This window comes from Microbulbifer litoralis (assembly GCF_023634065.1).
GTDB lineage: Bacteria > Pseudomonadota > Gammaproteobacteria > Pseudomonadales > Cellvibrionaceae > Microbulbifer > Microbulbifer litoralis.
Genome location: NZ_JALKCV010000001.1, coordinates 478,921 through 492,903, shown reverse-complemented (window position 1 = coordinate 492,903; position 13,983 = coordinate 478,921). Strand labels below are relative to the sequence as shown.

Annotated in this window: 8 protein-coding genes and 2 tRNA genes; 5 read left to right on the top strand and 5 right to left on the bottom strand. The window is 61.5% G+C overall.

Annotated features, from left to right (window positions below):
* Positions 1-51: 51 nt before the first annotated feature.
* Both MWN76_RS01945 and MWN76_RS01940 read left to right on the top strand, forming a co-directional pair.
* A complete protein-coding gene (locus MWN76_RS01945; RefSeq protein WP_250458903.1) occupies positions 52-5,193 on the top strand; it encodes an OmpA family protein in 5,142 nt (1,713 codons plus the stop codon).
* Between the two features lie 228 nt (positions 5,194-5,421).
* Positions 5,422-5,498, top strand: a tRNA-Met gene (locus MWN76_RS01940).
* An 80-nt stretch (positions 5,499-5,578) separates the two neighbouring features.
* Here the strand turns inward: MWN76_RS01940 and MWN76_RS01935 are convergent.
* The 5 genes from MWN76_RS01935 to MWN76_RS01915 all read right to left on the bottom strand — a co-directional run bounded on the left by MWN76_RS01935 (position 5,579) and on the right by MWN76_RS01915 (position 11,007).
* Entirely contained in the window at positions 5,579-6,190 is a 612-nt protein-coding gene (locus MWN76_RS01935) for an REP-associated tyrosine transposase (protein WP_250458900.1), read from the bottom strand.
* A gap of 44 nt (positions 6,191-6,234) precedes the next feature.
* Positions 6,235-7,263 carry a zinc-binding alcohol dehydrogenase family protein gene (locus MWN76_RS01930; RefSeq protein WP_250458898.1) on the bottom strand — a complete coding sequence of 343 codons (1,029 nt, stop codon included), beginning with the start codon at positions 7,261-7,263 and terminating at the stop codon, positions 6,235-6,237.
* Positions 7,264-7,281: 18 nt separating this feature from the next.
* Positions 7,282-7,638, bottom strand: a complete 357-nt coding sequence (locus MWN76_RS01925) for a VOC family protein (RefSeq protein ID WP_250458896.1) — start codon at positions 7,636-7,638, stop codon at positions 7,282-7,284.
* Between the two features lie 41 nt (positions 7,639-7,679).
* A complete protein-coding gene (locus tag MWN76_RS01920; RefSeq protein ID WP_250458894.1) occupies positions 7,680-8,807 on the bottom strand; it encodes a PepSY-associated TM helix domain-containing protein in 1,128 nt (375 codons plus the stop codon).
* A 103-nt stretch (positions 8,808-8,910) separates the two neighbouring features.
* Complete coding sequence (locus MWN76_RS01915) at positions 8,911-11,007, bottom strand: TonB-dependent receptor (protein WP_250458892.1); 2,097 nt, start codon at positions 11,005-11,007, stop codon at positions 8,911-8,913.
* Positions 11,008-11,393: 386 nt separating this feature from the next.
* On the opposite strand from MWN76_RS01915, the gene MWN76_RS01910 reads away from it, so the two are divergent.
* From MWN76_RS01910 to nusA, 3 genes are all read left to right on the top strand, one after another.
* Positions 11,394-11,470 (top strand) — tRNA-Met (locus MWN76_RS01910).
* 441 nt (positions 11,471-11,911) lie between these two features.
* Entirely contained in the window at positions 11,912-12,373 is a 462-nt protein-coding gene (gene rimP, locus MWN76_RS01905) for a ribosome maturation factor RimP (RefSeq protein WP_250458890.1), read from the top strand.
* A gap of 76 nt (positions 12,374-12,449) precedes the next feature.
* Positions 12,450-13,952: a transcription termination factor NusA gene (gene nusA, locus MWN76_RS01900; RefSeq protein ID WP_250458888.1), complete on the top strand. Its 1,503-nt coding sequence runs from the start codon at positions 12,450-12,452 to the stop codon at positions 13,950-13,952.
* The last annotated feature ends 31 nt before the right edge of the window (positions 13,953-13,983 follow it).

Below are 13,983 nucleotides of genomic sequence, written 5' to 3'. Positions count from 1 at the left end.
GCCCATCGGGCGCCGGATGATGGGCACGCTTCGCTTTGCCCATCCTACGGTGTGGCTCTTACAGGGCCATTCTCGCGATTAATCCCGCATTTTATTGCCCTGGCGCTGCTGTTTGCGCTGCCCTCCGCTTATGCACAGGAGACGGATGAGAGCGCCGAGGCCGATTCCGCTCCGTGGTGGCAGGTCTGGAACCAGATCCCTGGCCTTACCCCGGAAATCGAGGCGCCGGAAGTCGAGTACGAGGAACAGCCGGTCGGCAACAATACCGAGAGCATGTTGCTGGGCCAGCCGCGCAAGCAGTGGGTGCAGGATGCCACACTGTTTTCGGAAGCCATGGAACCGGTGGTCGAGGAAAATGCGATCGAGCCACTGTCGTACGAGGTCGTGGAGGATCCGGTCAGTGAAGAGGCGGTGGAAGCGCTGAAGGCGAAGCTGGACGAGCTCGGCGACAAGCACAACCTGAAACTGCACTTTATCGGCCACACCGATGCGCAACCGCTGACACCACAGCAACTGGCCGAATATCTCGACAAGCAGGAATACTCCCGCGCGCGGGCCAGGCATGTGGCGGAGTTCTTCCAGCTGGCGCTGGACCTGCCGCAGGAGGTGGTCACCTTCGAGGGCCGCGGCGACGCCGAGCCGGCCACGGATAATATTACCTCCACCGGCCGCGCCCTGAACCGTCGTGTGCAGGTGCAGGTCAGCTACGATGAACTGGATGAGGAAGCCCAGGCGGAAATGATGCGCGCCCAGGCGCTGCAACTGAACCGGGTAAAGGTCTGCCGCCAGGAGACCGTCTGTCGCCTGCATTACAAGGCCGGCACCGAACAGCGCGCGCGCATCAAAAACCTGGTGACGCCGCTGCGCTGGAAACCGGGCCAGGTGGATCTGCCGGAAGCCTTTGTACGCCGCATCCGCGAGGTGCGGGCCAACCTGGCGGACAAGAACAACCTGGTCATTCATTTTGTCGGCCATACCGATGGCCTGCCACTGCCGGAGGGACCGGCACAACTTTACAACGACCATATGGCACTGTCCCGCGCCGAGGCGCGGCGGGTGGCACTGGCGGTGCGCGATGCACTGTCGCTGCCGGACGCCATGGTGACCAGCAGCGGCAAGGGCAGCAGCCAGCCCATCGCCGCCAACGATACCCCCAAGGGCCGCTCCCTGAACCGCCGCGTGGAAGTGGAATTCTGGTACGACGACCCGATGGAAACCGCCGGCGACGGTGTGCAGGCTTGCCCGGAAGCGGCCAGTGCCGAGACCATCACCATCGCGCACGAATCCCCCGCTGGCGAAATTCCGCCGATCCGTTTTGAAAACGGCGATCCAGCCATTTCCCAGTCGCAGCTGATGCGGATGAAGAATGTCATGGCGGAAGTGGCGGACAAGGCCAATGTACGCCTGAGTTTCGTCGGCTACAGCGATAACGAGCGCATGGAGCGCCGCGAGGCCATGGTCTACGGCGACGATGTGGGTCTGTCCCGCGCCCGCGCGCGCCGCGCGATGGAGCAGGTGCAGCGGCAGCTCGACCTGACCGAGGAGCAGGTGGAGTTCGAGGGCAGGGGTTATGTGCAGTCCGACGATGTGGTGACCACCGGCTTTATCCAGCTCGACGGCGCGCGGGTGGAAGTGCAGGTGCTCTACGATGAGCTGGCCGTACTGGCGGACAGGGACCGCCTGGAAATCGAGCGACTCGAACGGGAGGCGCTGGCCTACAATCCCTACTCGCTGAACCTGATGCGCATCACCGTAGACGGCAGCCCGGAATACGACCCTTACAAAAACTCCGCCGACCTGCAGCGCTGTACCGACGTGGCACTGGAAAATGCGCATATCCAGTTCCGTTTCGACAACCAGAAGATGTCGCCGCGCCTGAATGTCAGCGCTTGGCCCAATACCATCCGCTACGCCGACGATCCGGAGACGGAAGTCGCCGACAGCCGCGTGCGCTTCAAGAGCTATACCAACTATCCATCCTTCGTCGAGCGGGCCGAAGTGCGCCTGTTCGAGGAAGACCAGTCGCTGCGCGACGAGCCGCTGGCGGTAGTCGAACTGGACCGTCGCGGCGAGGGCGAGTGGCAGGCGGAGTTCGAGGAATTCCAGGCGCCGCTGAAAAAACTGCAGTACCTGCTGCGCGTCTACGACAGCCAGGGCCGCTACGACGAGACCGAGGCGCAGAACCTGTGGCTGGTAGACCGCCTGGACCCGCCGGAAGAAGGGCTGGACCCGGAACAGGAGCTGCTGGTGGGCTACGGCGAAAACCGCCTCGCGCGCCGCAATATCCCGCTGGATGGCAATACCGTGCTGGTCAATGGCTCGCAGATCCCGGACGGGCACACCGTGTGGCTGGCGGGCAATCCGGTGCCGGTCAACGGCCAGGGTGAATTTGTCTCCGAGCAGATCTTTTCCCGCGGCCTGCACACGGTGGAGGTAGCGGTGCTGGACCGCGAGGGCAACGGCGAGCTTTTCCTGCGCGACCTGCGCTTTGCCAATAACGACTGGTTTACCGTCGGTATCGCCGACCTGACCATCGCCGCCGACGACACACAAGGCCCGGCCGCGCTGGTGACCGGCGACGAGACCCACTACGACAACTCCGTCAGCTACGACGGCCGCCTGGCGTTCTATACCAGCGGCGGTTTCGGCGAGGGCTGGCGCCTGGCTGCCAGCGCGGATACCGAAGAGGGGCCGGTGGACGAACTCTTCTCCAACTTTATGGAGAAATCCCCGGATGCACTGTTCCGGCGGCTGGACAGCGACCTCTATTACCCGACCTTCGGCGACGATTCCACCGTGGTCGAGGAGGCGCCCACATCGGGCAAGTTCTACGTCAAGGTCTCCAAGCACGACGACTACGGCCTGTGGGGCAACTTCAAGGCCGCCTACACCGACAACGAGCTGGCGCATATCGACCGCGCTCTCTACGGTGCCAACGGTCATTATGAAAGCGACGCGGTGACCAGCTTCGGCGAGAAGCGTTTCCAGGTCGACGCCTTCAGTGCCGAGCCGGGCACCATCGCCGGGCGCGACGAATTCCGCGGTACCGGCGGCTCCCTGTATTTCATGCGCCACCAGGACATCCTGAGCGGTTCCGAACGGTTGCGCGTGGAGGTGCGGGACAAGGATTCCGGCCTGGTGTTGGGGGTCAAGAACCTGACGCCGGTGATCGATTACGATATCGATTATATCCAGGGCCGCGTGCTGCTGAACCGGCCGCTATCGGCGATCGCCAACGACAATCTGTTGATCCAGGACGGTTCCTACAACGGTAATCCGCAGTTCCTGGTGGCGCGCTACGAGTACACGCCGGGTTTTGAGGAAATGGATACGCTCGCTGTCGGTGGCCGTGCCCACTACTGGGTCGGTGATCACGTCAAGCTCGGCGTCAGTGGTACCCAGCAGGACGAAGAGGACAACGAAACCTCACTGCAGGGGGTCGACCTGACGCTGCGCAAGAGCGCCGGCAGTTGGCTGAAAATGGAAGTGGCCGACAGCCAGGGTGGCAACCTGGATGCGACCTCCTCCTACGACGGCGGTTTCAGTTTCAATAATGAAAACCCCATAGACCCGGACGCCAAGGCCGGTGCCCAGCGGCTTGAGGGCGCACTGCAGCTGTCCGACTTTTTCGAGGAGACGCGCGGTTCCGGTACCTTCTACCACCAGGAGCGCGAGGCCGGTTTCTCCGCCCCGGGGCAACTGGTCAACGGTGAGACCACCCAGTACGGCGCCAGTGTGAATGTCCCCATCGGCAGCCGCGTCGATGTCAGCCTGAAGGCCGACAGCAAGGAGCAGGAGTACGGCCTGCAGACCTCGGCGGTGGATATGGCCGTGGGCTATCGCATCAACGATCGCTGGAGCGTGACCACCGGCGCGCGCGCCGATACCCGCGAGGATTATTCGGCGGTGGTTCCGGCCACGCAGACCCAGGGCGATCGCACCGATATGGCGGTAGAGGCGTCGTACGACTCCGGCGAGGACTGGAATGCCTACGGTTTCGCGCAGGGAACGGTGGAAGTGTCCGGCACCCGCGATGAAAACAACCGCCTGGGCCTCGGCGGCGCCTACCGTGTCAGTGAGCGGCTGACCCTGGACAGCGAAGTGTCCGGCGGCGATACCGGCACCGCCGCGCGCCTGGGTACCGACTACCTGGTAACCGACAGGACCAACCTCTACCTGAACTACACCCTCGACAACGAGCGCACCGATACCGGCCTGCGTTCGCGCAAGGGCAATATGAGTACCGGTTTCCGCAGCCGCTATTCCGACAGCCTGAGCATCTACGGTGAGGAGCAGTACAACCACGGCGATGTGTCCACCGGCCTGACCCATGCCCTGGGTATGGACCTGGCGCCGAACGACCGCTGGAATTACGGCACCAGCCTGGAGGCTGGCACGTTGGAAGATCCGCGCACCGGGGCCAAGACGGACCGCCGTGCACTGGGTGTGAATATGGGCTTCAGCGCCGAGGATATCCGCCTCGCATCCGCGGTGGAATACCGCACCGACGCGATGGAGACGGCGGTCGACGAGGATACGGTGACCGAATCCGAGCGCAAGACCTGGCTGCTGAAGAACACCGCCAGTTACCAGATCAGTCCGGACTGGCGCATCGTCGGCAAGCTCAATTACTCCGACAGCAAGAGTTCCCAGGGCGAGTTCTACGACGGCAAGTTTACCGAGGCGGTCATGGGCTATGCCTACCGCCCGGTGGACAACGACCGCTGGAACACGCTGTTGAAATACACCTATTTCTACAACGTGCCCACCCAGGACCAGGTCACGGTACAGAACACGGCGGCGGAATTTATCCAGAAGAGCCATATCTTCTCGGCGGACGCCACCTACGATATCAGCCGCCGCTGGAGCCTCGGCGCCAAGTACGCCTACCGCCTCGGCCAGTTGAGCCAGGACCGCGAGGACCCCGAGTTCTTCGACAGCCGCGCGCACCTGTATGTACTGCGCGCCGACTGGCATTTCGTCAACCGCTGGGACCTGTTGATCGAGGGCCGTATGCTCGACCTGCCGGATGCACAGGATAGCCGCAGCGGCGCACTGATCGGTCTCTACCGGCATATGGGCAAACACCTGAAAGTGGGTGTCGGTTACAACTTCACCGATTTCTCCGACGACCTGACGCAGCTGGACTACAACAGCCAGGGTGTGTTCCTGAATGTGATCGGCAAACTCTGATTTGGGCTGATGGGCACGCTTCGCTTTGCCCATCCTACGAAGGTGTCGCCCCGCCGTAGGATGGGCAAAGGAGCGCAGCGACGTGCCCATCAGGTTCCTCCGGCAATGTAAAATGCGAGCAGCCGGCGAAATACAGATAATATTTAACAAGACTCTGGACATACGGGGGCCGTATCACTAGAATGCGCAGCCTCTTCGGCGCTAGTTGAATAAAGCGCCAACAGTTGATGCGGGGTGGAGCAGCCAGGTAGCTCGTCGGGCTCATAACCCGAAGGTCGTAGGTTCGAATCCTGCCCCCGCTACCAATTTTTACTATTGCCTGCTGGCAAGGCTTTCGTTGCCGACAGTACTGTAGGATGGGCAAAGGAGCGCAGCGACGTGCCCATCACTCGGAATTCATCTCAAGCACTTTCTTCGATACTTTTGTGCCCCAACTTTCCGGATACCAACCTCTTTTCACCATCCGGTGAAAGCTGCTGTATGGCCACTCCTTTACCTGATTTACATATCCGTGTTTCACCGGATTGTAGTGGATATAGTCGAGATGGTTTGTCCAGTCTTCTTCGCTTCTGATCAGGTGTTCCCAGAATCGTCGTTGCCAGGTGCCTTTCTCGCGTTTGTTTTTTTGCGAGTCCGTATGGGCTCTACTCGGAAAGCCTGTAGAGAATATTCGCTTTATTTTTTTCCAGCGAGATGAATAATCCTCATCCTCTTCAGGCAGCTTCCATATGGTATGAAGATGGTCCGGAAGAATGACGATGGCCTGGACCTCAAAGGGATGCTTCGTGAGAATCTGGCGGAATGCTTTGCGTAAGCGGCCAATATGATCGATCAACAGCGGTTTTCGTCGCTCCGTTACGACGGTGAAGAAGTAGCAGGCTCCCGGGACATACGCTCGGCGATATTCCACAGTATTGCTCCGGTCCATTTTAATGATGGGCACGCTGCGCTTTGCCCATCCTACAAAATTGGTGAACTCCGGGTGCAGGATGGACAAAAGAGCGCAGCGTCGTGCCCATCCATTGTGGAAGCTGGTGACTATTACTCCCAACCGCTCAAAACAATCTTTCCAATCGTCCGCCCACTCTCTATCTGTTTGTGCGCCTCGCGCAGATTGCTCGCGTTGATCGGTTCCATCAGTTGGTTGGCGGTGGTCTTGAGTTCACCGCGGTCCACAAGGCTGGCGATCTCGTTGAGGATTTCCTGTTGGCGGATCATGTCCCGGGTCTGGTACATGGCGCGCGTGAACATGAACTCCCAGGCAAAAGTGGCGCTCTTGCTTTTCAGCAGGTTCAGCTGCAGTGGTTCCCGGTTATCGACGATCGAACAGATTTTTCCCTGTGGTGCGATGGCGCTGGCCATGGCGCGCCAGTGTTGGTCGGTGTTATTGAGGCAGAGGATGTAGTCCACCGACTCGAGATAGAGATCGCGCAGCTCCCGGTGCAGGTCGTTGCGGTGATTGACCACGTGGCGCGCGCCCATCTGTTTGACCCAGATACCGGATCTGGTACGCGAAGCCGAGGCGATGACCTTGAGCCCCGCCAGTTTGCTGGCCAGCTGGATGGCGATGGAGCCGACCCCGCCGGCGCCGCCGATAATCAGTATGGATTTGCCGGCATCGTCGCCGCGCGGTGATATTTCCAGGCGATCGAACAGCGCCTCCCAGGCGGTGAGGCCCGTCAGCGGCAGCGCGGCGGCCTGTGGGTAGTCGAGGCTTTTCGGCATGTGGCCGACGATGCGCTCGTCTACCAGCTGCATCTGGCTGTAGCTGCCCGGCCGGGTGATATCGCCGGCGTAGTAGACACGATCGCCAGCGGCATAGTGCTCCACATCGCTGCCTGTGGCGAGCACCTCGCCGCAGGCGTCCCAGCCGAGGATACGGGCCCTTTCCTCTTTTTCGTTTTCCCCGGGCCTGGGGGCGCGCACCTTGGTGTCGACCGGGTTTACCGAGATCGCCTGTACGGCCACCAGCAGATCCCGGGGGCCTGTCTGCGGGCGATCGACATAGACGTCGACCAGCGAGTGCGGGTCTTCGATGGGCAGGTACTTGTAGAGACCGATTGCTTTCACTGAATGGTTTCCTGTCGGCTAATCTCCCTGTGGAAACAGCATTTCCACCTTCAGTCCATCCGGGCCGGCAATAAACACCTGGCGATCGCCGCTGCCGGGAACGCTCGTCTCCCGATAGTCGGCGTTGTGTTGCTGCAGCCTGGCGATCAGCTGCCGGTAGTCGGCACCCTCGATGGCGACATGGTCGAATGGACCGTCGCCCATTATGTCACCGACTGCCATTACGTGAATGATCGGGCGGCCATTGCTGTAGAACCAGGCGCCGGAAGAGTTGAATGGTGGGCGATATCCCCGCTCCAGGCCGATCAATTCGGTCCAGAAGCGGGTCATCCTGTCGAGATTGGTGGCGCGCACCTGCACGTGATTGATCTGCATCTTCCCTCCCGCGAAAAATACAGATGATAGCGCCTTTCGCGTCAGGCGTTGGCCGGTTTCAGCGCTGGGGCTCGCCGGGCCGGGCGGCGTTTTTTCCACCACAGGTAGAGGCCGGTGGCAAACAGCAGGCTGGGGGTGAGGCCGGCCAGCAGCACCAGCCAGCGGCCGGCAAGGCCCAGGGCATCGCCATTGTGGAGCGGGAACTGCCAGCGCAATACCTGGTTGCCGGCTGGTATCGCGGTGACGTTGCGCACCATCAGGATTTCGCCGCTGTACTGGTCCAGGCGCACGAAGCTGGCGCCGTAGTTGCGCCAGGGTTCGCCGGCGGCACGGAACCTCAGGCCGTAGCTGTCGCCGGCATCGCGCGGCAGGTAGATGCGTTTCAGTTCGCCTCCGGGAAAGACGCTGCGACCTATCGCCACGGCAGTATCCGGGTCCAGCGGGGTGCCGGTGCTCCGGTGCGAGCGGGGCAGCGCCGGGCGCGGCTCGGTAGGCAGCAGCGCGCCGACCAGCGTTTCCACCTGTTGCGGGAATACCAGTGTGACGCCGGAAAAGGCGGTCACCAGCAGCAGTGGCAGGAAGTAGATGCCGAACACCTTGTGCAGGTCGAAGTAGAGGCGGAAGCGATTGCCCCTGCGGCTGACGGTAAAGGCCCGCTTCCAGCGGCCGCCGCGCCGGCTGCGGCGCGGCCACCAGATTACCAGTCCGCTGATGCAGAACAGCATCAGCAGCAGGCCCATCAGGCCGACCACCGTCTTGCCGTTTTTGCCCGCCAGCAGTGTGTAGTGGAGCCGGTAGATCCAGCTCATGGGATATTTTCCCCAGCCGCGCACGGCCAGTACTTCGGCGTCGGTCGGGGAGACGCTCACCTCGATCGGGCCGGGTGCGCCCTCGGGGGTGGGGAAGCGCACCACGTAGGGGCTGGCCTCGCCGCGGGGCGTCATCAGGCGCTGTGGCTCGCTGTCGGGCACGGCTGTGCGGGCGGCGGCCAGTATCTCGCCGTAACTGGCCGGTTGCGGGCTGGGGTTGAAGTCGACGGTGTGCGGTGCCAGCCGTTCATCCAGCGCGTGATCGAACACCAGCAGGCTGCCGGTGAGACCGATCAGGGAGAGCAGCAGGCCCAGGCTCAGGCCGGCGTATTTGTGCAGGGTAAAAAAGAATTGCCGCATTTTCGGGTAATCCGGTGCAACTGATGGGCGTGTCGCCGCCCCTTTCCCTATCCTGCGGCGATGCGCAGGATAGTAAAGCGAGGAGCCCGCCCGTCAATCCCGGTCAGAACAGGCGCGAGTAGGACAGGCTCGCGCTGCGACCGAGCCCCTTGAAGTTGCGGATATCGTTGCCGGCCGTCTGCGAGTAATAGGTGAAATAGTCCTCGTTGGTCAGGTTTTGCAGGCCGAGCGAAAACTCCCCGCCCAGCGCCTGCAATTGCGCGCTGGCATCGACGGTGGTGTAGCCGTCGAACTCGGTTGCGGTGGCTCCGGTTGCGTCCTCGAAATCCCGGTCGAGCAGGATGTTGGCCTGCAGGCGTGTGCTCAGGCGATCGTTCCAGTGGCGTTGCCAGCTCAGGTTGAGGCGATCGGGGGCAATGTTCCTGCCGCCCAGGTCGCTGTCCACGCGGCCATCCTGGTCTGAGTCGTAACGTCCATCGGTATAGGCGTAGCGCAGTTCCAGGGTGTCGCGGTCGCTGGCGAACCACTGGGTGCGCAGTTCCAGGCCGTCGATTTCGGTCTTCTCGCGCTTTACGCTGTAGATGCCGTCATCACCGAGACTCAGGCGCTGGCCGAAATCGGAATCGGAGACATAGTAGGCCAGTTGTGCGGCAAAGCTGTCCACGCTGAAATCAACGCCCAGTTCCTTGTTTTCGGTCAGGATCGGCTGCAGGTCGAGAAAACTCTCCACATCCTGTCCGGGCTGGTCGATGCCGCGCAGCACCCGGCCCACGTCGGGCATGGAGAAACCTTCGGAATAGTTGGCGAACAGCCGCCAGGTCTCGTTGACCTGGAAAGTCGCGCCGATATTGCCCAGGGTTTCGCTGAAGTCGGGCTCGCCCCCCTCGACAGTCTGGCCGCCGTTGTAGGAGGCGAGGGTGGTGAAGTCGTCCACGTTGAGCCGGGAGATCTCATGGCGCAGGCCGGCGGTTACGGTGACGCGATCGATGCCGGTGAATTCACCCTGGACGTAGGGCGCCGCGTTTTTGTAGCGGGTGGGCGGCACCCAGGCGCGGCCGGTCAGGATCAACTGCTGCCAGGTTTCGTCCTCGAACAGGTCCACACCGTAGGTCAGGCTGATCGGGGCGCCGGCAATCCGGTCCCGGATCAGGGTGATCTTGACCCCGCGTTTTTCGGAATTGTTCTGCGACTGGTCGTAGATGGTCTCGCCGTAGGTTTCCAGGTCCTGGAAGGTGTCGCTGGGCGTGGCACCATAGGTGCCGGCGAAATCCTGGGAAAATACCTGTACCCGCAGCTTCTGGTTGAAGAAGTTTTCGTTGCTGTACTGGAGGTTGACGGTGGTCACTTCGTTGGACGGCTGTTTGCCCGGGTAGTCGCCCTCGACCGCGGTAGTGGGTATGCCGTTGGCGATATCGCCATCCACGGAGATCCAGTCGGTGCTGCCGGAGACATCGTAGCGGTTGATCGTCAGTTCCAGTCGCTGGTCGTCCCAGCTGTGGCCGACTTTCAGGAAGGCGTTGACCGTTTCGCTGGCCATGGTGTCGCCCTGGGTATTATCGAAGCCGACGACGTCGCCGTTGGCATCGTAGCCGACGCCGGCATTGCGATAACTGACGCTGCCCAGCAGATCGAAACTGTCGAATTGCCCGGACAGGCTGTAGCTGCCGTTGTAGCCCAGGCTTTCGCCGAGATCTTCGGTCTGCAGGTTGGAGTCGATGCGCAGGCTCTGTTGCAGTTCATCGCTGGGCTCGCGGGTCACCAGGTTGATGATGCCGCCGGAGGCGCCCATGCCGTGGATGGCGTTGGCGCCGTGGATCACTTCAACCCGCTCCAGCATCAGGGGATCGATGGTGTGGCCGTCGCGGCCGCCGTTGCGCAGTGGATTGGATTGGGGTACGCCATCGATCATGTACAGCGGCTTGCGCCCGCGCAGGCTCTCGCCGGAGTTGGTCAGCTTCTGGCGGGCGGGGGAGAAACCGGGAATCAGGTTGCCGAGAACCGTGGACAGGTCGCTGGTCGTGCTGAGCTGCTCGGTCAGCGCCTGCTGGTCGATCAGGGTCACTGTGTTGGGGATGGTGCTCAGTGGCTTTTCCGTGCGGTTGGCGGTGACGAGGATCTCCTCCTCGATGGTGCGGTCCTGGGCGAGGCCCACAGTGGAGGCGAGTGAGATGGCCAGGGCCAGTGTGGTCCGGGTGCGCATGCGGTGGAAGCTCCTGTTTTTAGCGTTTTCCTGGGGCAACAGTTCTTCTCCCGCCTGCCTTAACCCTATTAAGGGGGCGGGAAGGGCTGTCGCCTGCCCTCGATGGGGTGCGGATATTATTGATATTGAGAATATTTATCAATTGTGTTTCTCGCATGTGGCGTAAAAAGTTCTTTTCCGGTTTGAAGCCGGTCAAAAGGATTTAGGAGCGCTTCCCGGCACCACCTATACTGTGTTCCGAGGCGCCCCGGGTCGGTGTGAAAATAAATGCCAAACGCGACTTGACTCACCGGGGCCGCGCCCCTAGAATGCGCAGCCTCTTGAGCGGTTGGGGTGACCCGCCGCAGGGGAGCGGAGAGCAACCAGGCTTCGCTTTCCGGAGTTGTTGCGGGGTGGAGCAGCCTGGTAGCTCGTCGGGCTCATAACCCGAAGGTCGTAGGTTCAAATCCTGCCCCCGCTACCAAATTCAGGTGTCAGAGGCGTTAGCAGGGCCCGACGAGTCGGGCTCGCTTTCAATCTCTGGCCGGCATGGCCGGGCGAAGGTCACAGGTTCAAATCCTGCCCTCGCTACCAAATTCAGGTGCCAGAGGCGCCGGAAGCCGCCCGCCGAGTCGGGCCTGCTTTCAAACTCTGGCCGGCATAGCCGGGCGAAGGTCGCAGGTTCAAGGCCTGTTTCTCGCTACCAAATTTGCGTCTGCGCATACTGGCTGCGTGGATGTGCGGTCAAAGCCCCGTCAGGGGCTTTTTCGTATCTGCAGGAAATGTAAGCAGATACCTGTCGAAGTGGGCCGTGGGCCCATTTTTTGTTTATACGAGGTGCTCCCGGCGCCTCACCCCCTTCGGGGCAGCCGATGGCTGTGCAAATCGGCAGTCCCGCCGGTTTGTGTGGCGACTGGTAATCTGAATGACGAGCAAGCGCGAACAGTTGGAAAAATTGCTGGCCCCGGTGGTTGAGTCACTGGGTTGTGAGTTGTGGGGGGTCGAATACCAGACCCACGGCCACAATGCGCTGTTGCGTATCTATATAGATTCCGAGGATGGTATTGCCGTGGATGACTGCGAAAAGGTCAGTCGCCAGGCGAGTGCCGTGTTGGATGTCGAAGATCCGATCAGTGGCAAATACACCCTCGAAGTCTCCTCGCCGGGGCTTGATCGCCCGCTGTATACGTTGGAACAGTACGCGCGTTTTGTCGGTGCACAGATCGAGGTGCGCCTGCGTATGCCGTTGGATGGCCAGCGAAAATGGCGCGGCCTGTTGGCCGGTGTCGAGGGAGAGGAAGTGGTGCTGCGTGTCGACAGTGAAAACGAGTACCTGTTGCCGATCGACAGTATCGAGCGGGCGAAGATTATTCCCCAATTCAAGTAGGCGCCTGCAACCGGGCGAATGCAAAGCAATGTAGGAGCCTGCTTGCAGGCGAAGCTTTATCTAAAGGGGCAGCTGCATGAACAAAGAGATCTTGCTGGTAGCCGAGGCGGTTTCCAACGAGAAGGGCGTTGACCGGGAAATTATTTTCCAGGCGATCGAGGCGGCTCTGGCAACAGCCACCAAAAAACGCTACGACGAGGATTCCACTATCGAGGTGAGCATTGATCCGGGTACCGGCGACTACGAGACCTTCCGCAGCTGGGAAGTCGTGGACGACGACACGCTCGCCGAATTGGGTACCCAGTTCACCCTGGAGGAAGCGCACGAGAAAGATCCGCAGCTGAAAGCCGGCGATGTCTACCGCGAACAGGTGGAAAATGTCGAGTTCGGCCGCATCGCCGCGCAGACTGCCAAGCAGGTGATCGTGCAGAAAGTGCGCGAAGCCGAGCGCGCCAAGGTTGTGGAGGAGTACCGCGATCGTGTCGGCGAGCTGGTCAGCGGTACCGTCAAGAAAGTGACCCGCGATTTTATCGCCGTGGATCTGGGCAACAACGCCGAGGCGCGCCTGCCCCGCGACCAACTGGTGGGCCGCGAGATTTTCCGCCTGGGCGACCGCGTGCGCGCCATCCTGCTTGAGATCGAGCCGGAGGCCCGCGGCCCGCAGCTGAAGCTGAGCCGCTCCTGCCCGGAAATGATCATCGAGCTGTTCCGCATCGAGGTGCCGGAAATCGCCGAAGAGGTGATCGAAATCAAGGGCGCCGCGCGCGACCCCGGCCTGCGCGCCAAGATTGCCGTGAATACCAACGACGGTCGCATCGACCCGGTCGGAGCCTGTGTGGGCATGCGCGGTGCGCGTGTACAGGCGGTTTCCAACGAACTGTCCGGCGAGCGCGTGGATATCGTGCTGTGGGACGAGAACCCGGCTCAGTTTGTCATCAATGCCATGGCGCCGGCCGAAATCGAATCCATCGTCGTGGACGAAGACGCCGGCTCCATGGATGTGGCGGTGGCCGAGGAAAACCTGGCCATGGCCATCGGCCGCAGCGGCCAGAATGTACGCCTGGCCTCCGAGCTGACCCAGTGGCAGATCAATGTAATGAGCATTGATGAGTGGCAGGCGAAGCAGGAAGCCGAATCCGGCAGTATCATGGAAACCTTCATGGCGCGCCTGGACATCGACGAGGACGTCGCCGGCGTGCTGGTGGAAGAAGGTTTTACCACGCTCGAGGAAGTGGCCTATGTGCCGATCGAGGAAATGCTGACAATCGAAGGTTTCGACGAGGAAATCGCCGAGGAGCTGCGCGCCCGTGCCAAGGACGCCCTGCTGACCCAGGCGCTGGCCTCCGAGGAACAGCTCGATGCGTCCGAGCCGCAGGAAGACCTGCTCAACATGGAAGGAATGGATCGCCACCTGGCGTACTTGCTGGCCAGTCGCGGTATTGCGACCATGGAAGACCTCGCCGAACAGGCGGTGGACGACCTGCTGGACATCGAGGGTATGGACCAGGAGCGCGCCGCCGGACTGATCATGAAAGCGCGCGAACCCTGGTTTGCCGACGACAGCGACGAACAGGCGTAAGCCCGTGCGTAATCGCGCACATGAAAAAATC